20 protein-coding genes, 4 tRNA genes and 1 riboswitch are annotated in these 25,976 nt (G+C 49.4%); of the genes, 2 read left to right on the top strand and 22 right to left on the bottom strand.

Going from position 1 to position 25,976, the window contains the following annotated elements:
- Positions 1-512: 512 nt before the first annotated feature.
- Positions 513-1,889 (bottom strand): cell wall-binding protein, encoded by a 1,377-nt coding sequence (locus tag ACR0QE_RS02770; protein WP_432626858.1) that lies wholly within the window; start codon positions 1,887-1,889, stop codon positions 513-515.
- A 318-nt stretch (positions 1,890-2,207) separates the two neighbouring features.
- Here ACR0QE_RS02770 and ACR0QE_RS02765 point away from each other — a divergent pair, with 318 nt between their 5' ends.
- A complete protein-coding gene (locus ACR0QE_RS02765) occupies positions 2,208-3,068 on the top strand; it encodes a class I SAM-dependent methyltransferase (protein ID WP_432626857.1) in 861 nt (286 codons plus the stop codon).
- A gap of 81 nt (positions 3,069-3,149) precedes the next feature.
- Here the strand turns inward: ACR0QE_RS02765 and yajC are convergent, their stop codons facing one another.
- From yajC to ACR0QE_RS02735, 6 genes are all read right to left on the bottom strand, one after another.
- Entirely contained in the window at positions 3,150-3,422 is a 273-nt protein-coding gene (gene yajC / locus ACR0QE_RS02760) for a preprotein translocase subunit YajC (protein ID WP_432626898.1), read from the bottom strand.
- 33 nt (positions 3,423-3,455) lie between these two features.
- Positions 3,456-4,589, bottom strand: a complete 1,134-nt coding sequence (gene tgt / locus ACR0QE_RS02755; RefSeq protein WP_432626856.1) for a tRNA guanosine(34) transglycosylase Tgt — start codon at positions 4,587-4,589, stop codon at positions 3,456-3,458.
- Positions 4,586-6,748, bottom strand: coding sequence for a protein translocase subunit SecD (gene secD / locus ACR0QE_RS02750; protein ID WP_432626855.1), 2,163 nt, complete (start codon positions 6,746-6,748; stop codon positions 4,586-4,588). The genes tgt and secD overlap by 4 nt, the downstream gene beginning before the upstream one ends.
- A gap of 73 nt (positions 6,749-6,821) precedes the next feature.
- Complete coding sequence (scfB, locus tag ACR0QE_RS02745) at positions 6,822-8,222, bottom strand: thioether cross-link-forming SCIFF peptide maturase (protein WP_432626854.1); 1,401 nt, start codon at positions 8,220-8,222, stop codon at positions 6,822-6,824.
- A 114-nt stretch (positions 8,223-8,336) separates the two neighbouring features.
- Entirely contained in the window at positions 8,337-8,483 is a 147-nt protein-coding gene (scfA, locus tag ACR0QE_RS02740; RefSeq protein WP_177978829.1) for a six-cysteine ranthipeptide SCIFF, read from the bottom strand.
- 391 nt (positions 8,484-8,874) lie between these two features.
- Positions 8,875-9,408, bottom strand: coding sequence for a VanZ family protein (locus tag ACR0QE_RS02735; protein ID WP_432626853.1), 534 nt, complete (start codon positions 9,406-9,408; stop codon positions 8,875-8,877).
- A 281-nt stretch (positions 9,409-9,689) separates the two neighbouring features.
- On the opposite strand from ACR0QE_RS02735, the gene ACR0QE_RS02730 reads away from it, so the two are divergent.
- Complete coding sequence (locus ACR0QE_RS02730; protein WP_432626852.1) at positions 9,690-10,181, top strand: VanZ family protein; 492 nt, start codon at positions 9,690-9,692, stop codon at positions 10,179-10,181.
- Positions 10,182-10,345: 164 nt separating this feature from the next.
- Here ACR0QE_RS02730 and ACR0QE_RS02725 read toward each other — a convergent pair whose 3' ends face one another.
- The 15 genes from ACR0QE_RS02725 to ACR0QE_RS02655 all read right to left on the bottom strand — a co-directional run bounded on the left by ACR0QE_RS02725 (position 10,346) and on the right by ACR0QE_RS02655 (position 25,860).
- Positions 10,346-11,869 (bottom strand): 4Fe-4S dicluster domain-containing protein, encoded by a 1,524-nt coding sequence (locus tag ACR0QE_RS02725; RefSeq protein WP_432626851.1) that lies wholly within the window; start codon positions 11,867-11,869, stop codon positions 10,346-10,348.
- A 187-nt stretch (positions 11,870-12,056) separates the two neighbouring features.
- Positions 12,057-13,256 (bottom strand): MalY/PatB family protein, encoded by a 1,200-nt coding sequence (locus tag ACR0QE_RS02720; protein ID WP_432626850.1) that lies wholly within the window; start codon positions 13,254-13,256, stop codon positions 12,057-12,059.
- A 683-nt stretch (positions 13,257-13,939) separates the two neighbouring features.
- Positions 13,940-15,127: a methionine adenosyltransferase gene (metK, locus tag ACR0QE_RS02715; RefSeq protein WP_432626849.1), complete on the bottom strand. Its 1,188-nt coding sequence runs from the start codon at positions 15,125-15,127 to the stop codon at positions 13,940-13,942.
- Between the two features lie 91 nt (positions 15,128-15,218).
- Positions 15,219-15,358, bottom strand: a riboswitch (SAM riboswitch).
- Positions 15,359-15,462: 104 nt separating this feature from the next.
- Positions 15,463-16,770, bottom strand: a complete 1,308-nt coding sequence (locus ACR0QE_RS02710) for an ATP-binding protein (RefSeq protein WP_432626848.1) — start codon at positions 16,768-16,770, stop codon at positions 15,463-15,465.
- Between the two features lie 286 nt (positions 16,771-17,056).
- A complete protein-coding gene (locus ACR0QE_RS02705) occupies positions 17,057-17,287 on the bottom strand; it encodes an HPr family phosphocarrier protein (RefSeq protein WP_432626847.1) in 231 nt (76 codons plus the stop codon).
- A 269-nt stretch (positions 17,288-17,556) separates the two neighbouring features.
- Positions 17,557-19,092, bottom strand: coding sequence for a response regulator transcription factor (locus tag ACR0QE_RS02700; protein ID WP_432626846.1), 1,536 nt, complete (start codon positions 19,090-19,092; stop codon positions 17,557-17,559).
- Complete coding sequence (locus ACR0QE_RS02695; RefSeq protein ID WP_432626845.1) at positions 19,067-20,788, bottom strand: cache domain-containing sensor histidine kinase; 1,722 nt, start codon at positions 20,786-20,788, stop codon at positions 19,067-19,069. Before ACR0QE_RS02695 ends, ACR0QE_RS02700 begins: the two co-directional genes overlap by 26 nt.
- Positions 20,775-22,064, bottom strand: coding sequence for an ABC transporter substrate-binding protein (locus ACR0QE_RS02690; protein ID WP_432626844.1), 1,290 nt, complete (start codon positions 22,062-22,064; stop codon positions 20,775-20,777). The genes ACR0QE_RS02695 and ACR0QE_RS02690 overlap by 14 nt, the downstream gene beginning before the upstream one ends.
- Complete coding sequence (locus ACR0QE_RS02685) at positions 22,027-22,449, bottom strand: DUF3783 domain-containing protein (protein WP_432626843.1); 423 nt, start codon at positions 22,447-22,449, stop codon at positions 22,027-22,029. Before ACR0QE_RS02685 ends, ACR0QE_RS02690 begins: the two co-directional genes overlap by 38 nt.
- Before the next feature lie 156 nt (positions 22,450-22,605).
- Positions 22,606-22,679 (bottom strand) — tRNA-Asp (locus ACR0QE_RS02680).
- 28 nt (positions 22,680-22,707) lie between these two features.
- A tRNA-Ile gene (locus tag ACR0QE_RS02675) sits at positions 22,708-22,781 on the bottom strand.
- 21 nt (positions 22,782-22,802) lie between these two features.
- A tRNA-Glu gene (locus ACR0QE_RS02670) sits at positions 22,803-22,874 on the bottom strand.
- A gap of 26 nt (positions 22,875-22,900) precedes the next feature.
- Positions 22,901-22,973: transfer RNA gene (locus ACR0QE_RS02665), tRNA-Asn, on the bottom strand.
- Between the two features lie 215 nt (positions 22,974-23,188).
- Positions 23,189-24,202 (bottom strand): hypothetical protein, encoded by a 1,014-nt coding sequence (locus tag ACR0QE_RS02660; protein ID WP_432626842.1) that lies wholly within the window; start codon positions 24,200-24,202, stop codon positions 23,189-23,191.
- Positions 24,203-24,567: 365 nt separating this feature from the next.
- On the bottom strand, positions 24,568-25,860 hold the full coding sequence (locus ACR0QE_RS02655) for a UDP-N-acetylglucosamine 1-carboxyvinyltransferase (RefSeq protein ID WP_432626841.1): 1,293 nt from the start codon (positions 25,858-25,860) through the stop codon (positions 24,568-24,570).
- Between the last annotated feature and the right edge of the window lie 116 nt (positions 25,861-25,976).

The raw sequence follows: 25,976 nt of genomic DNA, 5'->3' as shown, positions 1-25,976 counted from the left end.
TTTTTTTGCAATCATAGACTTTGGAGGGAGATCTCTTATAGAGATTTAGGAAATATTAGAAAATATTAAGGGGCGCTCGGTCTGAGTAAATCCATGCAAACGCGCTCTCGCTCCGGGTTCGACGTAACGGTGCATAAGACTGCAAAATACGCAGTCTAAACACCGACGTCTCACACGGGTTTGCATTGTCTTTCTCAACCTCGCGCCCTGCTACGATTACACATCAAAGGAAACGCCCCACTTTAGTCAATACATAACCAGCACCAATACGGCTCTACCCCTTGATTTTTTTATACACACTAATACACACTCAATATAAAGTTTCTCGTGTGATCCAGTTAGTCAGGCGTGCTACTCTGCGATTTTAATAGATGATTATATTACAACTTGATAGATTATGGTAATTTTACAATAGCTGGCGCGACGTAGGCAAAAAAGGATGGGCAAACCCGGAGTGAGAACGAGTTTGCACACCTTATTTCGCCGGAGGCGCGCCCTATCACATAAATCCTCTACTCGCCCCACGCGCTCCACTCCGGTTCTCTCGGCTCGGTGTAATCACCTCCGCTGACTGTCTCGTCATCTTCCTTCACAAGAATTCCGCTGCCATTCGTCTTATACTTTGTTCCCGCCTTATCTTTCACAGTCGTGCTTTTTACAATCTTTCCGGCAGAATTGACGACATAATTGTTGTAGCGGCTTCCCTGCGGAATCGAGAAGACCGTGTACTGGTCTCCGCTGTCGGCCTTCTGAAGTTTTCCCATATAATATAGAGAATTATCCTTCACTCCGGTGTACCCCTCTCCGCCCGGAGCAAAATAATAATTCACCTGATCCCCGCCCTCGTCGAGCGTAAACTTTCCTTTTAAGAGACAGCTCTGGCTGCGGTCACCGAAATAATAGGCAGTGTAGGAATCTCCGTCACTTCCGGAGTAAACTTTCTGAACCCCATAGACCGGAACTCCCTTCTCATCAAACAGATAGGTGTTGCCCCCGATTTTTGCAAAGTCACTCTTCTTGGCACTTCCGCGCTCCGGTCCTGTCTTCGGCACTCCCTTGCTGTTAAAGTAAAACCACTCCACATCATGTTCATACTTATTCTGAAGGTCCTCCGGCGGATTTACAGAATACCATCCTCCCGTCTTCACCTTACCGTTCTCATCCACATAGCGGTAATCTGAAATGTTGTCGGAATCTGATCCTGTCACACAGACCCAGCCCGTCTGCATCGCACCGTACTCATCAAGACAGTAGTAGGAACCGCCGATTTTCTTCTGGCTGATATTGTCCTTCGTCTCATCCGGGAGAACTTTTTTTCCGCCGCTTCCAAAATAGTACCATTTTTTGCCCCCATCCGTCTCCCATGGTGCCGGGCGCTTATAGCTGTCCTTCTCATCTTCCGGCGGATCAAGTTGCTGCCAGCCTGTGAGCATCACACCGTTCTCATCGGAATAGTAACGGTTATCATCGATCCAGCCCGTCTGCATCACGCCCTTATCGTCAAAGTAATGCCACTTGCCATCAATTTTCTCCCATTCTCCCTTCACGCACTTTCCACTCTTATTAAAATAGTAGAAATCGTATCCGGATGATTTGGAGGAATTCTCCACCTGAAGCCACTTTCCGGAAATCCTGATTCCATTCTCATCCACATAACTGTTATCGTCATCGACCCAGGAGCTCACCGCCATCTGTCCATTGCTGTCGAGATAGCGCATCTGCCCGTCTGCGCCCTGACGCCACGCATTCGTCACACGGACATCGTTTGTTCCATAATATACCCAGGTACCATTTTCCTGCGCCCACCCGGAAGCCCACGCAGGTACTCCAAAACTGAGCGATAATGCTGTGGCAAGCATCACCGCAGTCAAACATTTTTCTTTTCTCATACTTCTTCCTCTCACGTTATTTTATCCTTATTATACACGTCCATCTTTCTTCGGTAAATGCAAAACTGTCATTTTCCAGTCAGAATCCCTGCTCTTATCCAAAACCAATCAGCAGGCAAGATTCTGCAAAGGTGGTGTAGCCAAAACAGCCAATCAATGCTATAATAACAATCGCAAAATTTGCAAGCGAACAGATTCTTCTATTTCACAAAAACACTTCCCTGTAATAAAACAACAAGAAATAGGAATAGGAAACAAAGAATGATTTTACCGCGTGAGAGAACGCGGTTCTCAAAGAAGAAAGGCAGGATACAATCTATGTGGTTAGCAGATAACTGGAAAGATTATCAGGTAATCGACTGCTCCAGAGGCGAAAAACTGGAGCGCTGGGGAAATTATCTCCTCGTTCGTCCGGACCCGCAGGTCATCTGGGACACTCCGCGAGAGCACAAGGGCTGGCGTCATATGAATGGCCATTATCACCGCAGTGCAAAGGGCGGCGGTGAGTGGGAGTTCTTCGATCTTCCGGAGCAGTGGACGATCGGATACCGCGGTCTTACATTCAACTTAAAACCGTTCAGCTTCAAGCACACCGGTCTTTTCCCGGAGCAGGCAGCAAACTGGGACTGGTTTGGCGACAAGATCCGTCAGGCAAACCGCCCGATCAAGGTCTTAAATCTTTTTGCATACACAGGTGGTGCAACTCTCGCTGCCGCAAAGGCCGGAGCTTCCGTCACCCATGTTGACGCTTCCAAGGGTATGGTCGCATGGGCGAAGGAGAATGCGGTTTCTTCCGGTCTCGCCGATGCCCCGATCCGCTGGCTCGTCGATGACTGCGTGAAATTTGTAGAGCGTGAGATCCGCCGCGGCAACCATTACGATGCGATCATCATGGATCCTCCATCCTACGGACGCGGACCGAAGGGAGAAATCTGGAAAATCGAGGACGCAATCCACTCCCTCGTCAAGCTGTGTGCCCAGCTTCTCTCCGATGACCCGCTGTTCTTCCTGATCAACTCCTACACAACCGGCCTCGCTCCGGCTGTTCTGACTTACATGATCTCTCTTGAAGTCGTATCCAAGTACGGCGGTCATGTGGATTCCCAGGAGATCGGTCTCCCGGTAAAAGAAACCGGTCTTGTCCTTCCGTGCGGCGCCTCCGGCAGATGGGAGAAATAAACCAACCATTGCGCATCTTAAGCAAAAAAAGTGACTCGCGTAACCGAAATGGTTATGCAAGCCACTTTTTTTCTGCGATTCTTATGCCTCCGGCTTCTCGATCTGAACGATCGCTGCTTTCTGCATCGGAATACGGCAGTTCTTGTTGTTTCCAAACTCTACAATCACAGTATCGTCCGTCATATCAATGATCACGCCATAGAAACCACTGCTCGTCAGAACGGTATCGCCTACTGCTACGGTAGCAAGAAGCTCTTCCTGTTTCTTCTTCTCCTTCTGCTGTGGGCGAATTGCCGTAAAGTACATCAGAGCACAGAAGAAAATAATATAACCGACCAGAAGCGGCATAGACATTCCTGTTGCCTGTAACATGATACAAACTCCTCCTTATTCTCCCGCTTCCATTCCTGCCAGCTTTTCTGCTTTATAGGCTGCATAGCGGTGCTGTTCGATCGCTTCGCGAATCTCCGTCATCATTGTATTATAAAAATACAGATTATGCAAGACACATAATCTCATTCCCAGCATTTCTTTCGCCTTGAACAGATGACGAATGTAAGCTCTGCTGTAAGAACGGCATGCCGGACACTGGCATCCCTCCTCGATCGGGCGAGGATCCAGCTCATATTTCTGATTCAGCAGGTTCAGCTTTCCGTGGTTCGTATATACATGGCTGTGACGTCCGTTTCTCGACGGATATACACAGTCAAAGAAGTCCACGCCTCTGTCCACTGCCTCCAGAATGTTTGCAGGTGTTCCGACACCCATAAGATAAGTCGGTTTGTTCTGCGGAAGGTGAGGAACCGTCACATCAAGGATGTGATACATCTCCTCATGCGTCTCTCCGACTGCCAGTCCTCCGATTGCATAGCCGTCAAGATCCATGTCTGCGATCGTCTTTGCGTGGGCAATTCGGATCTCATCGACAACTCCGCCCTGGTTGATACCAAACAGGAGCTGTTCCTTGTTGATCGTATCCGGCAGGGAGTTTAAGCGGGCCATCTCTTTCTTGCAGCGCTCAAGCCATCTCGTCGTCCGGTCTACCGAATTCTGAATGTAAGCGCGCTCCGCATGGCTCGGCGGACACTCATCAAATGCCATCGCAATCGTGGAAGCCAGATTCGACTGAATCTGCATGCTCTCCTCCGGTCCCATGAAGATCTTATGACCATCGATGTGGGACTGGAAGTAAACGCCCTCCTCCTTGATCTTTCTCAGACCTGCAAGGGAGAACACCTGAAATCCGCCGGAATCCGTGAGAATCGGGCGATCCCAGTTCATGAACTTATGCAGTCCGCCAAACTGCTTGATCAGCTTGTCGCCGGTCCGCACATGCAGATGGTAGGTGTTGGAAAGCTCCACCTGTGTGCCGATCTGACGCAGGTCATCGGTGGAGACTGCGCCTTTAATCGCAGCCACCGTACCTACATTCATAAACACCGGCGTCTGAATCGTTCCATGGACGGTCTCAACTTCGGCACGCTTTGCGCGGCCATCCGTAGTAATCAGTTTGTATTTCATTTCTTCGCCTTTGCTTTCTTTGCTGCTGCCTTCGCCTCAGCCACTTTCTTGTTCTTCCGGACTGTCAGCTCATACCAGAGAGAACCGGACAGGCATACGGAAGAATACGTGCCGCACACAACGCCCACCATCAGCGGAAGTGCGAACTCACGGATGGAGGAAACTCCCATGATGTAGAGAGCCAGAACCATCACGAATGTTGTCAGAGAAGTGTTAATGCTTCGGGTCAGCGTCTCAGTGATACTCGTGTTGACAACCTCCTCGAGCGTTCTCTTGCCCTGGATTGCCAGATTTTCACGGATACGGTCAAAGATTACGATCGTCGCATTGATCGAGTATCCCACAATCGTCAGGACACACGCGATAAACGTAGATCCAACAGACCACTTAAACAGTGCATAGCAGGAAACAACGACAAGCACATCGTGCATCAGCGCAATGACAGAGCTTGCTGCAAGACGGATGTCGCGGAAACGTGCCCAGATGTAGAGAAGCATCAGAACACCTGCAATTGCGAGTGCAACTGCCGCATCACGCTTCATCTCCGTGCTGACTGCACCGGAAATGCTCTCTGCCGTGATCTTGCTTCCATCCACGCCAAACTCATTTACAAGCTCTTCCTCGAGTGCCTGTCTCTGATCGACGTTCAGCGTCTTCGTCTTGATGATGACTTCATTTGTTCCTGCAACCTTCTGCGTCTGCACATCGGCATCTCCGGTCACTTTCTCGACAACCGGAACTACCTTTGTGGAAATATCCTCCAGAGACATCTCCTCATTGAAGGTTACGCTCGTGGAAGTACCGCCGGTAAAGTCCATACTATAATGGAAGAGATGGCCCGTCTGGGAATTGTTGATTCCCATTCCGACTCCACCTGCGACAAGAATCAGTACAGAGAGTGCGAACACCGCCTTGCGGATCTTGAGCACGTTGTAAATCTTCTTTGTCGTCTTGCTTCCATAGAGTTTCGGACTCTGAAGTCCAAGTGCATAGAACGCATAGAGAGCGCCTCTCGTCACAACAAGTGCTGTGAACATCGAGAGAACGATACCGATTGCCAGTGTCGTTGCAAATCCCTTTACCGTACCGGATCCACGGAAATACAGCACAACGGCTGCAATCAGAGTTGTCACGTTTCCGTCAACGATCGCAGAGAGCGCCTTTGCAAATCCGGCCTTGATTGCCTGCTGAACTGAGTGGCCCAGACCAATCTCCTCTTTGATACGCGTGAAGATGATGACGTTTGCATCGACTGCCATACCGACTGACAGGATGATTCCTGCGATTCCCGGCAGAGTCAGAGTCACCTCAAATGCTGCCAGAAGCAGAACAACGAGTCCCACATACAGGGTCAGGGCAATCACAGCTGCCAGACCCGGAAGCAGGTAAACGGCAAGCATGAATACGACAAGGATTGCAAATCCGACTGCGCCTGCTTTCAGGCTTGTTGAGATTGCCTCCTGTCCCAGCTTTGCGCCTACCACGTTGGAACGCAGTTCCTCAAGTTCGAGGGAAAGGGAACCGATTCGGATTGTGGATGCCAGATTCTCTGCCTCCTCATAGGAAGCCATACCGTCAATCTGGCATTGTCCTCCGGTGATTGCCTCGCGGACAACCGGAGCGGAGTAAACCTGTCCGTCATAGATAATCGCAATTCTCTTTCCGACATTTGCCGTCGTTGCATCTGCGAACGTCTTTGTTCCCTCGTCCGTAAATGTCAGGCTCACGACATAACTCTTCTGACCGTTCTTCTGATCGATGATTCCCGCCTTCGCAGTTGCCACCTGATCTCCGGTTAAGAGCACATTTCCGCTCTCATCGGTAAATGTCAGGGAACCCGGCTTTCCGAGTTCTTCCAGAATGGCATTTGCATCGCTCACACCCGGAATATCGATGTTGATTCGGTTGCTGCCTTCCTGGTACACCTCAGCTTCCGTGCTGTAATTCTGTACTCTCTGCTGAAGTTTGTAGATGGTATCAGACATTTCCTCAGAAGAAGGATTGTCCTCAACCGCCTGATACGTGATGCTGACACCACCGGCAAGGTCAAGTCCAAGCTTCACATCTCCGACGGTCTTATACCCCAGAAATCCGAAACCAACGACTGCCACCAGCAGAATCAGCAGGCCGATCAGGCCCTTTGTCTTGCTGCTCTTCATGTTGTCTCCTTTCCGCTGCCGAAGACTCCCATTCCCCCGGTCCCCGCGCAGCGGCTGTGCCTGCCGGCGACGATTAGTCCTCGTCAGCGAGCGCAGCCTTAATCATAATCGCACACTCAATTCTCTTCTTCTGCATTTCGCATCCGATGTCATAAGTGTCCGTGATTTTTCCGTGGAAATTGTAGGAATTTGCTGCGCATCCGCCACTGCAGTAGAAACGTGCGAAGCAGTCACGACATTTTTCCTTTGCATATACGTTGCAGAGCTTGAACTCATCGCGAATATCATCGCGGGTGATTCCGGTGTCCACATTTCCCATGAGGAACTTCTCATTGCCCACAAACTGGTGGCACGGATAGAAATCGCCCCACGGAGTCACTGCGAGATACTCGGTTCCTGATCCACATCCGGACAGACGCTTTGCCACGCACGGTCCCTGGGTCAGGTCAATCATAAAGTGGAAGAAGTTGAATCCTTTTCCCTCTTTTTTGCGCTTTAAGTACTCCACTGCCAGGCGATCGTACTCCTCAAGAATCTGCGGGAGATCCTCCTCGCGGATGGAATACGGCTCCTCCGGTGCGGCAACAACCGGCTCCATGGAGAGCTGCTCGAATCCGAGATCTGCGTAATGCTTTACATCCTCGCTGAAATCAAGATTGTTGCGGGTGAAAGTTCCGCGCACATAGTAATCTTTTCCTGCACGGCTCTTTGCGAACTTCTGGAACTTCGGGACAATGATGTCATAGCTGCTTCCGTGACCATTTCTCGTCGGACGCATGCGGTCATTGACTTCTTTACGTCCATCCAGACTCAGCACAACGTTTGCCATCTCGCGGTTGCAGAACTCCATGATCTCATCGTTTAAGAGCACACCATTTGTCGTCAGAGTGAAACGGAACTTCTTGTTGTGCGCCTCTTCCTGGGAACGGCCGTACTCAACAAGCTGCTTGACAACTTCCCAGTTCATGAGCGGCTCACCGCCGAAGAAATCGACCTCCAGATTTCTGCGGTTTCCGGAATTTGCAATCAGGAAATCCAAAGCCTTCTTGCCGACCTCAAAGCTCATCAGAGCACGACGGCCGTGGTACTCGCCCTCCTCCGCAAAGCAATAACGGCATGCCAGATTGCAGTCATGCGCGATATGCAGGCACAGCGCTTTTACTACGGTCTTTCTCTTCTTGAAATCCGTCACATAGTTGTGATAAATGTCCTTTGTGTACAGCTCCTCTGCATCGATCAGCTCCTGAACCTCACTCAGAGCCTCCTCAACATCTGCCTCCGGGTATGCCTCAGCCAGCTTCTGTGCTGCCTCGGCGCGAGCTTCTGCCGGAATCGGTGCAGCAGCTTCAAGCTCTCCCATTGCCGGCTCAAGCATGGCAATCGCGTCATAGACTACATCATCTACAACGTGAACCGATCCGCTGGCAATATCCATCACGATGTTGTAACCATTATTTTTATACTGATGAATCACTTATATTCTCCTTACTATTCTGGACGGCACGCAAAAGACCCCTATCATCATACATCAATAGGGGTCTTTCTCATCCGCCTTATCGCGTTGTGACACCTGAAAACTCAGGCTGTCTTATCTGTTTGCGTTCTCGCAAGCCTGGTTGCCTACGGTGCAGGAAGTCTTACATGCAGACTGGCAGGAAGTCTGGCACTCGCCGCAGCCGCCCTTCTTCATGGACTCCTTCAGGGTCTTATTGGTTAAAGTCTTAACGTGCTTCATATCTCTCGCCTCCTATATTCGTTCAAGTATTGCAATTCTATCAGATTATATCATATCTGCCCGAGGCGTGCAAGTGTAAAGTTGTGGGGAGGGTGTGTGGATTGGGTTTCTTTTTTCCGCTCCTCATGGCGAAATAAGTCCTGCAAACTCGCTCTCGCTCCGGGTTCGGCGTAACAGTGCATAAGACCGCAGAATACGCGCGGTTACTGTTTACACGTTGTTGCAACAGTAACCTGATTTTGCCGATGCTTCGCATCCTAAATCGGCAAAATCTGCTACCACTATCGTATCATACGGAATTTTCAGTTCAGAAAATTCCTACAAAAAACAATTACTGTATATAAACACCGACGCCTCACACGGGTTTGCAGGATCTTTTTCGCCTTCGTCGCTAAGATACTAACATAGAAATGATCCGGTAAATCAGCCAGCCACAAACCATTCCAACCGTATTGGTCATGATATCATCGACCTGAAAAAATCCTCTCTGAGTCACAAGCTGTGTACATTCAATCATTAAACTGCTGAAAAATCCAATCATTGTGCATATAAGCATTTGCGGGAGGATTTTCATTTTTCTGAGGCTCTTCCAGATCATCGGGAGGATCAGCCCATACGGCATGAAAAGGAGAACATTTTCCATGACAAAAGCATTTGCCATCGGACCACCAAACGTCTCAAATAACTCTAAACTGACCTTCGTTCTCGATCCTGCCTCACGCTCGAGGAGAGTGATCTGCACGAGCATCATCAGATACATTGCCATGCACGCTTTCCAGAAAAGCTGATGCTTCATTTCTCGGTTCAGCATTCCTCTTCTCTTAACAATCGCCCGCCTAAGGCTATAATAAATCAGCGCCAAAACAGCTGTCACAGGAAGAAAACACGCCTGCTCCAGAATATCTTTCCAAACATACTTCCACATGTCTTCCACCTTCCCTTTCGTATCTGTTTTTCCCTGCTGCGTGCTCCCATTACTGATCTTATTCTTATAAAAAACGAAATTTCTCAGAGCGAACGCTTTTTTTGTAAACTGTAACTCATCCTATCATACCCACTAACGGAACGCAAGAAAAATAAAGACATTTGCGCATGATATGTTATAATATCGTTGCTGTACAAAAATCCATTACCGTTCGTACAAGGCATGAGCGGCAACACAAGGTTGTTATTGTATATGGATAAAAAGAAAGGACTCTGATTTTCATGGCAACAAATAAAAAAGGAACTTTAACATTTTCGGAATTCCGATTCTGGATTCCCGCCCTCATCATGGCTGGACTTATCTTTTTCTTTTCCAGTCAGCCGGGTGAGGATTCTTCCAAATTGAGCGGATCTCTTCTTCACGAGATTCTGCTTGCCCTCTCCCGCTTTTTCCCAAGTGATCCAAATGCCAAACCGAATCTTGAGCTGCTCGCCCAGCTGGAATTTCTTCTGCGAAAGACAGCCCATGTGACCGAGTACACAATCCTCTATCTGACAGTTCTCTTCGGTCTCTCCCCACGCAGACTCCCGCGAAAGAAATGGGCATTGACGGCATTTCTGATCACAGTCTGCTATGCCTGCACCGATGAATTCCACCAGTACTTCGTACCCGACCGCGCAGCAAGAATCACCGATGTCATGATCGACAGCATTGGTTCATCAATTGTTACCCTCTCACTGATCGCCAGTACTCTCTTTAAGAAAAATGCTTGATTATGTTTGCAGGACTTATTTCGTCGTCGGAACCCTTTATATGAATCGCAACTTAAAAACAGGGCGGAGGATTCTCACGAATCTTCCGCCCCATTCTATACAATCATACAATTTGTTCGCCTATCTCATTTCCCGGCTATTTGCAATTCTAAAATAAATTCAAATTAATCTACCAGCTTATCAAGCTCTTTTACATGCTCGGTCTCATTGGAAGTCTTGTGGTTTGCCTTGGAAGCATACTGGTTGACTGCAACCTGAGATTTCTTGATCGGCTGCATCGTACCTGCACCTGCCACACATCCTCCCGGACATGCCATTCCCTCAAGCAGATAGCCGTTGTACTTTCCGGCACTTGCCAGAGTCAGCAGCTTGCGGCAGTCTTTTAAGCCTTCTGCGTTTGCAATCTTGATCTCTCTCTCCGGGAACTTCTCCTTGATAACATTGACAACAGACTGCGCAACGCCACCTGCAACTGCGAAGTTTCGTCCATCGGTGGAAGCATCATTGACACCGTTCGGATCTTCCTCGATCGTCTCAAGATCCACATGCTTTGCATCAAATACGCCTGCCATCTCCTCGAAGGTCAGAACGAAGTCCACATCGCTTCGAATATCGGTACGCATTGCCTCAAGCTTCTTTGCTGCGCACGGTCCGATGAAGACTACTTTCGCCTTCTCGTTGTGACGCTTGATCAGTCTTGCGGTCAGCGTCATCGGAGTCAGTGCCATCGAGATGCTGTTTGCATTCTTCGGGAAGAGTTTCTTTGCCATCATGGACCATGCCGGGCAGCAGGAAGTTGCCATGAACGGCAGTTTCTCCGGAACCTCGGTCACAAAGTCGATTGCCTCCTGAGTTGCGCACAGATCTGCTCCGATTGCTACCTCAAAGACATCGGTAAATCCAAGTGCCTTCATTGCCGCACGAAGTTTTCCCGGGGTTACCTTCGGTCCAAACTGACCTACAAACGCCGGTGCAACTGCTGCATATACCTGCTCACCGGACTGAATTGCACGGATTACCTGGAAAATCTGGGACTTATCTGCGATTGCTCCAAACGGGCAGTTTACAAGACACTGACCGCAAGATACGCACTTCTCATAGTTGATATCTGCCTTGCCATTTGCATCAGATCCGATTGCATCCATTCCACAGGCAGCAGCACACGGACGCTCCTGAACGATGATTGCATTGTAAGAGCAGACAGTTGCACAGCGGCCGCACTTGATGCAGGCATCCTGATCAATGTGGGAACGACCCGTTGTGCGGTCAAGGCTCACTGCATTCTTCGGACATACCTCCACACACGGATGTGCCAGACATCCCTGACATCCCTCTGTCACGGTTACACGCTTCGGTGCACAGGCGTTGCAGGCAAACTTGATTACGTTGATTAACGGCGGTGTATAATAAGTCTCCGGACGGTCAGCCGCCTCAATGTTGTCAGAAATCGGCGCGTGCTCTGCTGCTCCTCTTGCCGGAAGACCCATTGCCAGACGAAGACGCTCTCCAACGATTGCTCTCTCCAGAAATACATCATTTCGGAAGTTTCCTACCTCACCCGGAATGATCTTGTACGGCAGCTCCTCAATACGCTTGTCCACCGGCCACTCGGTGTGGTAAGCCATGCGTGCTACTTCTCTGAATATTCTGTGACGGATTTCCTGGATTCGTGTCTCGACTCCTCTCATTCTCTTCTCTCTCCTCCTGATAATTTGACCCTGTTCGTAACTGTAATGGTACGGAACAGTCACATCTGTTTATTTTTTAACGATTATTTTTCTCATTTGTATTATATCAATGGAAAATAAAAAATCAAACAGTAAATGACATTTTTTCTCATTGTTCTCAAAAATACACATCAGAAAAGGAGTCCGCCTAGAACACATATTTGTTCAGACGCTCAAATGCCTTCTCAATCTGGCTCTTCGGCGATGCCAGATTCATGCGGATGCTGCATGATCCGTGGAATGGGCGGCCATCCTGCCATGCAACGCCGACATCCCATCCAGACCGGAGCAGTTCATCGAGACTCTTGTGATGCTTCTCGCACCAGTCTGTGCAGTCGAGAAACAGCATGTAAGTTCCCTGCGGTTTTGAAACCTCCACGCCATCGAAATGATTTTTGATATAGTCATATGCATAATTGACGTTTCCCGACAATACCTCACATAACTCATCGACCCACTCATATCCCTCCGGCCGGTAAGCTCCGATGAGGGCATACATACTCATCAGATTCATCTCATTATAATTACACTTGCTGCTCTGCGCAGTCACACGGTCCCTCAGATAATCATTATAAATGATGTGATACGAACCGATCAGACCGGCGAGGTTGAACGTCTTTGACGGCGCATACAGAGCCACCGTCCGATTTCTCGCATCCTCGCTGACAGACTGGGTCGGCGTGTGCTTGCTTCCATTGATCATAAGATCTGACCAGATCTCATCAGAAATCACCACGCAGGAATTGCGCCGGTACACTTCCATCGCCGCCTCAATCTCTTTTCTCTCCCACACACGGCCGCAGGGATTGTGCGGGTTGCAGAAGACAGCCAGATGAATCCGGTTTTTGCGGATCTTTTCTTCCATATCCTCATAGTCCATCCGCCAGACTCCATTCTCATCTTTCTTCAATGGGGAGAGAATGATTTTTCTTCCTGACCTCTCAATACATCTCGTAAAACCGATATAAGTCGGACTGTGAAGCAGAATCGCATCTCCCGGCGCACTGAATGCCGAAACCACTGAAATCAATCCGCCGAGCACACCATTCTCATATCCGATGTGTTTCTTCTCAAGTCCTTTTGCTCCATTTCGCGTCTCCTGCCATCTGATAATAGAAGAAAAATATTCCTCGCGCGGCTCAAAATAACCGAATGCCGGATGACCTGCCCGCTCAATCATTTCCTGCTGCACCGTCGGAACCGTCGCAAAATTCATATCTGCCACCCACATCGGAATCGCATCAAAACCTTCCTTCGGTGCCCCCGGAGCCCCCTCTTTTCCGAGTAAATCCACTGCAATCGCATCTTTTCCATGCCGATCCATGACCGTTGTAAAATCGTATTTCATGTCCTCTTCTCCTTTTCCCCACAAGTATAACTCAGAGTGAATACGCCTTCTCACTCCTATCGCTTATATATTTCAGGTTACCTATTATTATACGTTACCACATCTCCCCCATGAAATCTAGCCGAATATATACTCGTTTAATAGCAAAAACCGTTTAATCACCGATAGTTCAAACCAAAATTCATTTTCATTCGTGCAACGCATACATCTAGCGCCGTAAGGTGAGAAAGATCGTGTCAACCCCGTGTGAAACGTCGGTGCTTAGGCTGTGTCCTTTACAGCCTTATGCACCGCTACGTTCGCTCGGCGTATCGTGGAAGCGCCAGTGGCGCTTCCGATAATTTACCCGGAGCGAGAGCGCAGTTGCACGACTTTACTCACCTTACGGCGCCCTGCATATACACACAATCCCTACACACCATATAACACATAAAAAAGAATCCTGCTCGCAGGATTCTCCGCCTGCGGCGGGTTGTTTCTACAACATCATTCACTACCGCCGCAGTGCGATCCATGCGGAGCATTTTTGTATGATAGGACGCAATTTCCTATCATATAAAAAAGGCAGGAAAAGCCCTCAGACTTTTCCTGCCATAATTCTCATCTCACTCTATCATTTATAACGCTGATTGCTTTTATCTTAATCTTACTATATCCGATTACATTCCTATCGCGTTACAATCTTACAGATACTTCTTCAGTGCCTCTACCTTGTCCAGTCTCTCCCACGGCAGATCGATATCTGTTCTTCCGAAGTGGCCGTAAGCTGCGGTCTGGCGGTAGATCGGGCGGCGCAGATCAAGCATCTTGATGATTCCTGCCGGACGCAGATCAAAGTTCTCACGAACGATCTCAACCAGTTTCTCATCGCTGAGCTTTCCGGTTCCGAAAGTATCTACGCGAACAGACATCGGATGTGCCACACCGATTGCATAAGCAAGCTGGATCTCACACTTGTCAGCTAAGCCTGCTGCAACAAGGTTCTTTGCTGCATAGCGTGCTGCATATGCTGCGGAACGGTCTACCTTTGTGCAGTCCTTTCCGGAGAATGCACCGCCGCCGTGACGTGCATAACCGCCGTAGGTATCTACGATGATCTTACGTCCGGTCAGACCACTGTCTCCGTGAGGTCCGCCGATTACGAAACGGCCGGTCGGATTTACATAGTACTTGGTGTCCTCATCTACCATTCCGGACGGAAGAACAACATCAAATACATACTTGCGGATATCCTCATGGATCTGCTCCTGAGATACGTTCTCATCATGCTGGGTGGAGAGAACAACGGTATCGAGACGGATCGGCTTACCGTTCTCATCGTACTCTACGGTTACCTGGGTCTTTCCATCTGGACGAAGATACAGAAGCGTTCCGTTCTTGCGGACCTCAGTCAGACGTCTTGCAAGCTTGTGAGCCAGAGCGATCGGATACGGCATGTACTCCTCAGTCTCATTTGTTGCATATCCGAACATCATTCCCTGATCTCCGGCACCGATTGCATCGAGTGCATCGTCGTCCATTGCATTTTCCTTCGCCTCAAGTGCCTTGTCAACACCGAGAGCGATATCAGAAGACTGCTCGTCAAGTGCAACCATCACACCACAGGTATCGCAGTCAAAACCATACTTTGCACGATCATAACCAATCTCACGAACGGTCTCACGAACAATTTTCTGAATATCGACATACGCATTTGTGGTAACCTCGCCCATTACCATAACAAGACCAGTCGTACAGCAGGTCTCACATGCCACACGGCTCATCGGATCCTTCTCCATCAGGGCATCCAGAATTGCATCTGAAATCGCATCACACATTTTGTCCGGATGGCCTTCGGTTACGGACTCAGATGTAAACAGTAACTTTTCCATGAAAATCCTCCTACGTTAAAATTTGGTGAAAAACAAAAGAAAAGTCCGTAGCAATCATACTGCGGACTTGATATTCTCTGCACATCAAATCCTCTTATTGCTCGATTTCTCGCTCAGGTTGGCACCTTCCCAACGCTCCTGTCCGCTCGTACCTTTCGGAGGTTCAGACATTTCATTCGGGGTTGCCGTGACTTCACAGATCCTTTGTATCTCCATCACTCTGAATAAGGGATTACGCACTTTTCGATTGTTATTTAGATTGTTCCGTGAATATACTAGCAGATTCCCATATAGCTGTCAAGGATAATCTTTCGCAGTTTCGGTTCATCTGCCGTCTACTCGCGGGTTCCAATCAGATAGTTGATAAACTGCTGTGCCGTACGTCCGGAGATTCCGCCGTGGCTTAACTCCCACTTGTTTGCCTCTGCGCACAGCTCTTCGTCCGTCATCGTCAGACCTGCCTTTCTCGCCAGTCCGATGACGATTCCGAAGTACTCCTTCTGCGTCGGCTTTGAGTAGTTGATCGTCACACCGAAACGGTTCACCAGAGACAGCTTCTCCTCCATCGTATCGGAGCGGTGCATACCGTTATCGCTCTCCACATCGTCGCGGTCGCTCCAGTTCTCCTTGATCAGGTGACGGCGGTTTGATGTCGCATAGATCAGGATGTTGTCCGGGCGGGTCTCCACACCACCCTCGATGACTGCCTTGAGGAACTTGTACTCCACCTCAAACTCCTCGAAAGACAGATCGTCCATGTAAATGATGAAGCGATAGTTGCGGTTCTTGATCTGCGCAATCACGGAAGACAGATCACGGAACTGATGCTTGTAAATCTCAATCATGCGCAGTCCCTGACCGTAAAACTCATTGACAATCGCCTTGACACTTGTAGATTTTCCGGTTCCGCTGTCACCGAACAGAAGCACGTTGTTCGCCTTCTTGCCCTCGACAAACGCGAGCGTGTTCTCCACAAGTTTTTTCTTCTGGATTTCGTATCCGATCAGATCGTCAAGCATGACAGAATCCATGTTGTTGATCGCACAGAATTTTGCGACTCCGCTCTCATCCGACTGGATGCGGAATGCCTTGTTCAGACCGAACATGCCAACGCCATAGTCCTTGTAGAATCCCGTCACCGCATCAAAGAACATCTCCTCATTCTCAGCCTGCTCGAGCTTCTCGCTGAGTGCCTGAACCTTCTCGCTGACATTCTTGTTGTACATCAGATCTTTCTTGCCGATCGCCTTATAATTGGAAATCCGTGAGAAACAATCCACTCCGAGATACTCCTCAAGCGGGCCAAAATCATAGGAAAACAGATCCATGAATGCACGGAAATCTCCCTTTGCAAATGCATTGACGCTTCCATCGCTCGCGCCAACCTTCTCACACGTAATGCTGAACGGATTTTCATTCGTGATCAGCAGGAAGGTCAGATAATTGTGCCACAGATTCTTGTCAAATCCATAGTCCGTTGCAACCTGAAGCAGGTGTTTCATCTGGGTAAACACACGGGTCACAAGTTCTTCCTTCGTCTGGCTCTTATCGTCCATCTTTCTCGTGATATCCGCAAGCTCCATCAGAATGGAATCCTTCGGCATATCTCCGTAAATCAGCAATCTGGAAACAATCTTGTACATTTCTCTCTCCTCCGTCCCTGTCTTTCCTTACTTTACTTTCTCTTACTTTTTCTCACTTTTCCGCCTTGTGACCACCACTGACCCTAAAAATCCTTCCCTGCCATATGTCCACACCGCGGTTAGAAACTTTTAACAGTGTAGCACATCTGTCCGCAAAAGAAAAGATGGTTCGTGCACACATAAAAAGAAGCAGAATAGCTTTCACTATCCTGCTCAGTATGGGGAACAATAAATTGATAATGGCTTATTAATAAATAACTGCAATTCTTTTATGATGTTAAAAACTTTATGCTGCCAAGAACTGCTTGATGTCGCTGCGAAGATCCTCACAGTGATCTGCATAAACCTTTAAGTTTACGATGTGGTTGAATCCCAGATTCATGATTCCAAGAAGAGATTTTGCATCCACAACAATACTTCCACGGCCCAGATCCATGTTGTACGGATACTTCTCTACCTTGCTGATAAAATCAAGAACATCGTTCGGGTTCTTAAAAGTTACGTTCATCTCACTCATGCTAATTTTTTCTCCTTTTGGTTTTCTTATCTGACAGTCTAACCAGACTTTTTCTTTCTATTCGTCTCGATTCGATTCGTTTTAGTTTCTGTTCGAGTGGCTCCTTTTTGCCGCTAAAACTATTCTATCACATCAAAATATTCTGGAAAGAGGAAATTTCTTAAAAAGGAGTAACTATTTAAGATTTTTCGTCAATTTCTGTCAGAAAATGTCGCCAAAAAGCCGTGATTTTCCTATTTGTAAATGCTTCCAAATCGTTTTTGACAAAATCAGGAGGAAAAATTTTTCCGAAACTCTGCCGGGAGAACGCCAACTTCCTCCTTAAATACCTTACTCATGTATTTCGGATCGGAGTAGCCCACCATATCTGCGATCTGGTTTAACTTCAGGCTGGAATGCAGAAGAAGTTCCTTGATCTTATCAATCCGGTAGCGCCGAACTGTCTCCGTAAATGACATGCCCGTCTCCTTCTTGAACTGCGTGCTCAGATACTCCTCCGACACTTTCAGCTTCTGGGCAAGCTCATCGAGCGTAATGCCCTGACTGTAATACTCCTCAATCAGCATTCCTGCGCGGTGCACAAGATCACTGACCGCATCGCTCTTCTCCGGAACGGCCGTCTTCTCATAGAGCTGTTCCATGACTGAGCGGATCTCATTCCATGTCACCGCCTGACTGATTGCACCGACAATCTCCTGCGCTGAACTGATTCCTGCCGTTCTCCCGAGCGTCTTTGCGAGATTCAAGATTGCCATGCTGAAGCGGATACACGCCTCGCGGATCTCATTCGGATGACAGCTTCCATTTCGATATGTGCGGATGAACTGCTCGAGTGCTTCCAAAAAGCCATCCTGGTTGCGCTCCGTGATCATCCGGCGCATCGTCTCCTCCACCTCGAGAGGATATTTGAGAGGAACCGGGTGCATCTTTCGCAGGTCCTCCCGGATCAGAAGCGTCCCCCTCGGAAAGCTTAAATTCCACTCCCGGTCAGCGATGATCTCCTCATACGCCTCCTGAAGCCCTGCCATGCCATCACTCTGTGCCCACAGAAAAACCGGAATCGGACTGAGTGACCGGCAGATCGCCGGAATCAGCATCTCCACATATCTCTTTAAAATTTTTTCCCTGTCCTGACAGTGATAGAGAATGACAAGGATCTGGTGCTGGCGCGCCGACTCAATGATCGTGCTCGAATAATCGGCAACCCGTCCCGTGTACGTCTCCACAATCTGTCTGACCTCGGAAACCTGTCTGCTGTAATTTTTTCCCATCCAGATCGAGAAGACCTCAAGCGGTTCCCGAATGTCAAGCCCGTACTCCCGCGTCGTCAGCTTGTTGAGTTCCTCATCCACCGGAAATTCCGCCAGTGCACATCCGCGGAAAATCTGAACCAGCGACAGGTACTTCTCCTGCATGTTTTCGATTCCTTTTTCCTTCTCCAGCGCATTCCGGATATTCCAGAGCGTCTCCTTGAGCTCCTGGATCTTGATCGGCTTTAAGAGATAATTGTCGATATTCATGCCGATTGCCCGCTTCGCATAGTCAAAGTCCGAATATGCCGTCAGCACAACCGCTCTCCCCGTATATCCCTCTTTCCGGAGGCGTTCCAGCATATCAAGGCCGTTCATCTCCGGCATCTGGATATCCATAATCACGAGATCCGGCTCGGTCTTCTGCACCAGATGCAGCCCCTCAAGTCCGTTCGCCGCGGTCCCCACAAGCTCATAGTCCGGATCAAGTCTGCCAATCATCTTTGCCAGACCGTTTCGGATCGAGCTCTCATCTTCTACTACTGCAATTTTCATCTGTTTTTTCCTCCCCCCGAATTGCCTTTACAAACAGATGCACCGTCGTTCCAATATCCGGACGGCTCTCAAAATAGCAAGCTGCATCTTCTCCGTAATACAGCTCAAGTCGTTTTCTCACATTGTAAATCCCGACATGTCCCTCCAGACGCTTTGTGGGATCATTCAGAATCTGAAGCGTCTCTTTCGGAATTCCCTTTCCGTTATCCCGGATCATGATATAAATCTGATCCTCAATCCGGCGGATCCGTACCGTCAGACGGCACACGCCCTCCTTCTGATATCCTCCATGCTTGATCGCATTCTCCACAAACGGCTGAAGAAGCATCTTGTGAATCTGGCAGCCTTTCAGCTCCTCCGGCACATCCGTCTGCACTTCGAGCGGCTGCTCAATCCGCTCTTTCTGAAGCATCGTATACTGGCTCAGCCAGTAGAGTTCCTGCCCGATTGACACAAGTCCTCCCGGATTCCGGATCGAATAACGCAGGATGTCCGCCAGTGCGCACACCATGCCGCTGATCTCATACTCATCCCGTTCAATCGCCTTCCAGTTGATCGTGTCGAGTGTGTTGTAAAGAAAATGCGGGTCGATCTGGGCCTCCATCGCAGAGAGCTCTGCATTCCGCTGCTCCTCCGCGGAAGTCTTTAACTTTTCAATCAGATCTCCCGTCTTCTCCACCATCTTGTTGAAGCCGCCGACAATCGTGACGACCTCCCGCGGAAGTTTTCCATTTGCGGGAACCCGAACGGAGAAATCGCCTTTCTCCACATCGATCATCGCCGCCTCAATCTGTTTGACCTGAAGAAAAATCGGCTTAAAGAGCAGATAGACGACAATGCCGCCCTCACTTAAGAATCCGAGTGTCAGAAAGATCATCAGTGTCGTCTGCTTGCTGACCACTCTGGAAAATTCTTTCATCGAATAATAATCATAGAGTTTCCACCCGGTCACGGTATTGTCAATGCTTAAGACACTGATGCCGGACGTCGGAATCTCCGATATTGACATTCCGATCTCCTCCCGGTTCTCCGCCGCAATGATCTGATCTCCCTCACAGATGTAAAGCTTGGACGCCTCCTTAGAGGAGATCGTATCCCAGAGAACCTCCTGATCGAAACTCAAAATCACAGTTCCCATATCCCGGTGAATATCCCTGTAATCCACGATTCTTCGTGCAATCTGAAGCAGATGTCCGCTTCCGTCCTCCCCCTCATCAAGGTTGATTCCGCCGTGGAAATGGACTCCGCCGTCAAGATCCGCCCCGTCTAGGTGTCCTGCCCAGACACTGTCCATCGAGGAGGCACTGACACGATCATAGAAATACCTCTGTCCGCCTGCCGTCACGAGCGTCACACCCTCGACCTCATCATTTCGGTTGCACAGGCTCTTCAGCTGACGCCGAAGCTGATTGCTGTTTGCATCGAGCACATCCCTCTTGTTGTTGATCTGCTGGACGAGGACGACAAGTTCCTCATCCGTGCAGAAATCCGAGAGCACGCTGTCATAGCGGTCCATCATCATGCTGAGCATCTGATCCGCCGTCTGAATCTCCCTCTGCATCTCCATCTCAACGTTCGATTTCAGGATTTCCCAGATTCTCGCCTGCATCACAAGAATCAAGATCAGCAGCGGAAGAACGATGGTCACACTCCCCGCCATCAACAGCGAACTTCTGAGCGATCTATTCCCCCTCATCATATTCCCCCCTGATCTGGTCAATCCGGTCAGCCAGCTTCTGCCAGGCATCCTGCGGCTCATTCTGCAAAATCGTCTGATTCACCGTCTCTGCCAGCGCAATCGAGATTGCCGGCCAATACTCCACCTGTTCTCTCATTCTCGCGTGCTCAAGTGCATAGCGCTCCTTTTTTCGCTCCGGATTTTTCTCCATCTGCCACTCCAGCACATCCCGGCGCGGGGACAGATAGCCGGCAGCTTCCAGATACGACTTGATCTGCTGTGGCTGTGCAAGAAAACGGATAAAATCAAGCGCCTTCTCCCGCCTTGCCTGATCCGGCACAACTAACACCTCTCCGCCGATCACGCTCGTCCTGTTCTCCGCTCCCGGAATCCTGATCTGGGCATAGCGGAGCTGGGGGTTCTGTTTAAAATAATATTCCATCTTTCCGGAGGCCGCAAAGATCATCGCAATGTTTCCCTTGCTGAACTGGCGCGCCACATCCGACATTGTCATGTTCGCAGCACTTTTGCTCACTGCTCCGCTCTGAACGAGTTCTTTCAGGAAGTTGAAAGCCGCCTCGCCCTCCGGGGTGTCGAGATTTTTCAAATCTGCCCCGTAATTCCAGAGAATCGGGAGAAAGCTGTACGTCGTCTCCTCGCTGATCAGACCGGCAAACCCGCAGCCATAGACCTGTCCGCTCGTCATCGCCTTCGCCGCACTCAGAAATTCCTGAAACGTCTGAGGCGGCTTCACGCCGGAACGCTGCAAAATCCCCTTATTGTAATAGAGGGTCAGGCAGTTAAGACCGAGTGGAAGCCCGATCAGCGTCCCATCCTCTCTCTCACATAATTCCAACGCCTGATCTAAATATTCCCCGCGGTCAACCACCTCCGACAGATCCGCAAGCGGACTCATCCGGTCAAAATACCGGACATCGCTGCAATCCGCAAGGACGAGATCCGGAAGCCTCCCATCTGCCGCCGCAAGCGCAAGAGTCTTTCTGAAATCCTCATCCGGCACATATTCCGGCTCAATCGTCACCTGATCCTGAGACGCGTTGTACTCCTCTGCAAGCTGGGTCAGTTTCTGACGCATCGCCGGAATATCCCAGTAGTGCCACAAAATCAGCTCTGTCCTCGTCTTCTTTGGCACTTCCTCCTCCCCTCCGCACGAAGTCAGAAGAATTCCCGCAAGGAGTGTCAGCGCGCAGCAGATGCCTCTGCAAAACCGTCTGCGAAGGTCGCGGTCTGTCCTCCTACTGCTTTGCATTCGCATTCTGATGCATTCTCTCATGTTCTGCGCCGATCTCCTCATAAAGATGATAAAAGCTCCAATTCACATTGCTCTCCGTCACAATCGCCTTTAAATCAATCTTCTGAACATTTGCACGGCGCATCGCAAGAAGCAGCTCGTCAATGCGGTTTCCCGAAAAATTGTGCATCACGAGAACTTCCCTCTCGATCGCTCCCACAGCCTCTCCGCTCTTTTCTGCGCTCTCCCTCGCCTCAAATCCTTCAAGACCGATAAGGGAACCAAGCGTATCACCAAACTGCTCCTCGCTCACATTGCGGATCCGAACTCCCATCCGCACAAGCACGCCCTTTAATTTTGCCGCATTCTTGTTTCCCTCCGGGGAATAATACAGAACCATCTCTCTGCCGCCTCTTGTCACTGCCATCTCTGTCCTCCAACACTCTTCCCAAATTTACTTGTTGCCCCATACATCCACTCTCAGATTCGGCGAAAGACACGCGAACCTGACGAGCCATTGCTCTTTTTATGGTAACACAAAAAGTCTGAAATTTCCATCAGGAAACTCCAGACTCTTCAAAAACGACCCGGATGGGGTTCGAACCCACGACCTCCGCCGTGACAGGGCGGCGCTCTAACCAGCTGAGCCACCAGGCCAGATTATAAAATTGTTTTTGCGGTTCAATGGACCTTCGGGGACTCGAACCCAGGACCGACCGGTTATGAGCCGGTTGCTCTAACCAACTGAGCTAAAGGTCCGCACTTTTTGGCGTTGCCAAGTGACCCCAACGAGATTTGAACTCGTGTTACCGCCGTGAAAGGGCGATGTCTTAACCGCTTGACCATGGGGCCGAAATTTCTGGTCTCCATGGACCTAGCTCCCCGAGTAGGACTTGAACCTACGACAGCGCGGTTAACAGCCGCGTGCTCTACCGACTGAGCTATCGAGGAATACTCTTTAGTGCTCTGTGTTTCTTTGTTGTCGTGAACAACGAGGTTATTATATGATAGATTATTCGTTTTGTCAACACTTTTTTCAAATTTTTTTGAAGTTTTTGTGACACCGCTTTTTACAGGATCCGGCGCTGTGCTGTCATGCTCTGCTCCTTGGATGAAAGACGCAAAAACAGGGTGGAGAAACCTCCACCCTGTCCCACTCTGAGTGATTAGTGTACCCAGATTCCATTTGCATCCACGCGGTATCCGTCCGGAGTCGTCGTGTTTGTCAGCATTGCTCCATCTGTTCCACAGTAGTACCAGTTGTTTCCTGCCTGGATCCAGCCAGTGCGCATCCAGCCCACTGAGTCAAAGCAGTACCACTTTCCGCCGATCTGAAGCCATCCGTTTGTCGGATAAGAACCGTTTGCGTAGCGATACCACCAGTTTTTCTGGTTGCTATCCCAGATCCACTGATCCTGAGACGTCGTATTGCTTCCCGGGGTTACTGTGCTGTTATTATTGTTACTGCTGCTGTTGTTCGTCTTCTTCAGAGAGTCAAGCAGGGCATCATCCACATAGATATAATCGGACTCATACCACTCGCCCTTCTTGGAATTGTTGTTGATGACGCGGACCTTGAAGTAATACTCGCCTTCCTTCGTGATTCTGGAAGCGAAATCGTAATAGTTATGCGTCGTGGTCACAGTCTCGCCGACAGACTTGCTGTCGCGGTAGAGACGTACCTGATAATTCTTCGCACCGTCAACCTCTTCCCACTTCGCAGTCGGAGTTTCCTCGTCCTCCCAGGAGAGATCATCAATTTCAAGCGGTCCCTCAAGTTCTTTGAGCGTCAGCTTTACAATCAGGGTTGTGCTGCTGTCCTCTCGACGGGAACCGGTGTAAGTTGCCTTATCGCCGCTCAAGTTTACCTTGCTCTTGGACATCGCATCAAAGTAGTAATTGCTGTCCGACTCAAGGGTTACCTCGATCTTCGGCTTATCTCCGCTCGTCCACTCTGCATCATCATTATCGATCTCGACATCGCTTACCTTGTAGTGACTGTCCGGAGTCGTGACATCCACACTTCCGTTGTCATCACCGACCGCAATGTTTGAATCTATTACCAGATTGATCTTTGTAATCTTTGTCCGGCTGGAAGCCGCAAACGTTGTTCCCGTGAATGCCGCTGCAATCAGTGCCGCGCCCAGCATCAGGGATAAGCCCTTTTTCCATAACTTCATTTCCTTCTCCTCCTTCTGCTGTTCCGGATTTTGATCCGAACCATCTGTTACTGTTTACGCGCTGCGTAACCGGCAGCGGATCCTGCCACAATCCGTTCTGAAGCGGCAAAATCTGTTCCGTCACCTTATCACCCGGTGCTTTTGTCTCATGCTTTCCGCCACAAATGTTTCCACCGAAACCATCTGCCTGCAAACAGTAACTCTTTCTTATCTTCTGTCTCTATCATAACTGGAAATCGTGTCCAGTTTATGTACAGTTCATAACAATTTGCTTACGGAAAGAAAACAAAAAATTTAACGGAGCCGGAACTGTTGTTATGTTTTCGTCAGTATTTTGTCAGTACTTTATCACTCACCATTGCGGATCAGCCGATTTTCAGTCGGAACTTCTGTGCTTCTTTCTCGGAATCCACGATATCGATGTGTGCGCCGAGCGCCTGCAGTTTCTCCTCAAAGTTCTCATATCCGCGCTGGATATAGCCGATCTCATCCACAACGGTATATCCGGTTGCGGACAGTCCGGCAAGCACAAGAGCCGCACCTGCGCGAAGGTCCGGAGACTCCACCTGGGCTCCCGTAAAGCCTTTGACACCGTCAATCACTGCGACATTGCCTTCTACTTTGATATTTCCACCCATTCTTGCAAGTTCATCGACATACTTGAAGCGGTTCTCGAAAATACTCTCCGTGATCATGCTCGTTCCCTCTGCGAGAGCCAGAGTCACAGCCATCTGCGGCTGCATATCCGTCGGGAATCCCGGGTAAGGAAGAGTCTTGATATTCGTCGAATGCTGTCTCGGTTTTCCAACCACGCGAACCTCATCATCGCCCTCAATAACCTCACAGCCGATCTCAATCAGCTTTGCAGAGATTGCCTCGAGATGCTTCGGGATGACATTCTTCACCGTCACGTCACCGCGGGTGATCGCCGCTGCACACATGAACGTTCCCGCCTCAATCTGGTCCGGAATGATCGAATACTCCGTTCCATGGAGACGGCGCACGCCGCGGATGCGGATGATATCCGTTCCTGCACCCTTAATATTTGCTCCCATGCTGTTGAGGAAGTTTGCGACATCCACAACATGCGGTTCTTTCGCAGCATTCTCAAGAATCGTCTGTCCCTCTGCGAGAGCTGCCGCCATCATGATATTGATTGTCGCACCCACGGAAACCACGTCCAGATAGATATGGCTTCCGACGAGATCGATTGCATGAGCGATCACTGCGCCACGGTCAATCTCAATCTTTGCTCCCAGAGCTCGAAATCCTTTCAGATGCTGGTCAATCGGACGACTTCCGATGTTGCATCCGCCCGGAAGCGGAACCTCTGCACTCTTATATTTTCCAAGCAGTGCTCCGATAAAATAGTAGGAAGCACGAATTTTGCGGATATACTCATCATCTACGCTCACCTCACGGATCGTAGACGCATTGATCTTTACGGAATGCCGGTCAATCCGCTCTACTTTTGCACCAATTTCTGAAATCGCCTCGAGAAGGACATTGATGTCCCGCACATCCGGCAGATTTTCTATGATGACATCATCATCGGTCATAATGGCAGCCGCCAAAATACCAAGCGCTGCATTCTTCGCCCCGCTGATAACCACATCTCCAACCAGTGGATTGCCGCCTTTCATAATAAACTGATTCATCCTGCACCTCTGCCACTTTCTTTTTTAACCTATTTGCAGCTGTTCTGTATATTCACAGCCGCGTTCTCACTCTTCAAAACCCAAACATTTTACAGCCATAAAATGTTTCTCTTTCG

The sequence above is a fragment of the Brotaphodocola sp. genome, assembly GCF_050873065.1.
GTDB lineage: Bacteria > Bacillota > Clostridia > Lachnospirales > Lachnospiraceae > Brotaphodocola.
Note: the sequence above shows the minus strand (reverse complement) of the source record. Positions and strands in the feature narration are given on the sequence as shown.

What these genes read in the sequence shown, in the direction of transcription:
- ACR0QE_RS02770 (WP_432626858.1), bottom strand. Translation starts at nt 1,889, where the DNA reads ATGAGAAAAGAAAAATGTTTGACTGCGGTGATGCTTGCCACAGCATTA.
- ACR0QE_RS02765 (WP_432626857.1), top strand. Translation starts at nt 2,208, where the DNA reads ATGTGGTTAGCAGATAACTGGAAAGATTATCAGGTAATCGACTGCTCC.
- yajC (WP_432626898.1), bottom strand. Translation starts at nt 3,422, where the DNA reads ATGTCTATGCCGCTTCTGGTCGGTTATATTATTTTCTTCTGTGCTCTG.
- tgt (WP_432626856.1), bottom strand. Translation starts at nt 4,589, where the DNA reads ATGAAATACAAACTGATTACTACGGATGGCCGCGCAAAGCGTGCCGAA.
- secD (WP_432626855.1), bottom strand. Translation starts at nt 6,748, where the DNA reads ATGAAGAGCAGCAAGACAAAGGGCCTGATCGGCCTGCTGATTCTGCTG.
- scfA (WP_177978829.1), bottom strand. Translation starts at nt 8,483, where the DNA reads ATGAAGCACGTTAAGACTTTAACCAATAAGACCCTGAAGGAGTCCATG.
- ACR0QE_RS02735 (WP_432626853.1), bottom strand. Translation starts at nt 9,408, where the DNA reads ATGTGGAAGTATGTTTGGAAAGATATTCTGGAGCAGGCGTGTTTTCTT.
- ACR0QE_RS02730 (WP_432626852.1), top strand. Translation starts at nt 9,690, where the DNA reads ATGGCAACAAATAAAAAAGGAACTTTAACATTTTCGGAATTCCGATTC.
- ACR0QE_RS02725 (WP_432626851.1), bottom strand. Translation starts at nt 11,869, where the DNA reads ATGAGAGGAGTCGAGACACGAATCCAGGAAATCCGTCACAGAATATTC.
- ACR0QE_RS02720 (WP_432626850.1), bottom strand. Translation starts at nt 13,256, where the DNA reads ATGAAATACGATTTTACAACGGTCATGGATCGGCATGGAAAAGATGCG.
- metK (WP_432626849.1), bottom strand. Translation starts at nt 15,127, where the DNA reads ATGGAAAAGTTACTGTTTACATCTGAGTCCGTAACCGAAGGCCATCCG.
- ACR0QE_RS02710 (WP_432626848.1), bottom strand. Translation starts at nt 16,770, where the DNA reads ATGTACAAGATTGTTTCCAGATTGCTGATTTACGGAGATATGCCGAAG.
- ACR0QE_RS02705 (WP_432626847.1), bottom strand. Translation starts at nt 17,287, where the DNA reads ATGAGTGAGATGAACGTAACTTTTAAGAACCCGAACGATGTTCTTGAT.
- ACR0QE_RS02700 (WP_432626846.1), bottom strand. Translation starts at nt 19,092, where the DNA reads ATGAAAATTGCAGTAGTAGAAGATGAGAGCTCGATCCGAAACGGTCTG.
- ACR0QE_RS02695 (WP_432626845.1), bottom strand. Translation starts at nt 20,788, where the DNA reads ATGAGGGGGAATAGATCGCTCAGAAGTTCGCTGTTGATGGCGGGGAGT.
- ACR0QE_RS02690 (WP_432626844.1), bottom strand. Translation starts at nt 22,064, where the DNA reads ATGAGAGAATGCATCAGAATGCGAATGCAAAGCAGTAGGAGGACAGAC.
- ACR0QE_RS02685 (WP_432626843.1), bottom strand. Translation starts at nt 22,449, where the DNA reads ATGGCAGTGACAAGAGGCGGCAGAGAGATGGTTCTGTATTATTCCCCG.
- ACR0QE_RS02660 (WP_432626842.1), bottom strand. Translation starts at nt 24,202, where the DNA reads ATGAAGTTATGGAAAAAGGGCTTATCCCTGATGCTGGGCGCGGCACTG.
- ACR0QE_RS02655 (WP_432626841.1), bottom strand. Translation starts at nt 25,860, where the DNA reads ATGAATCAGTTTATTATGAAAGGCGGCAATCCACTGGTTGGAGATGTG.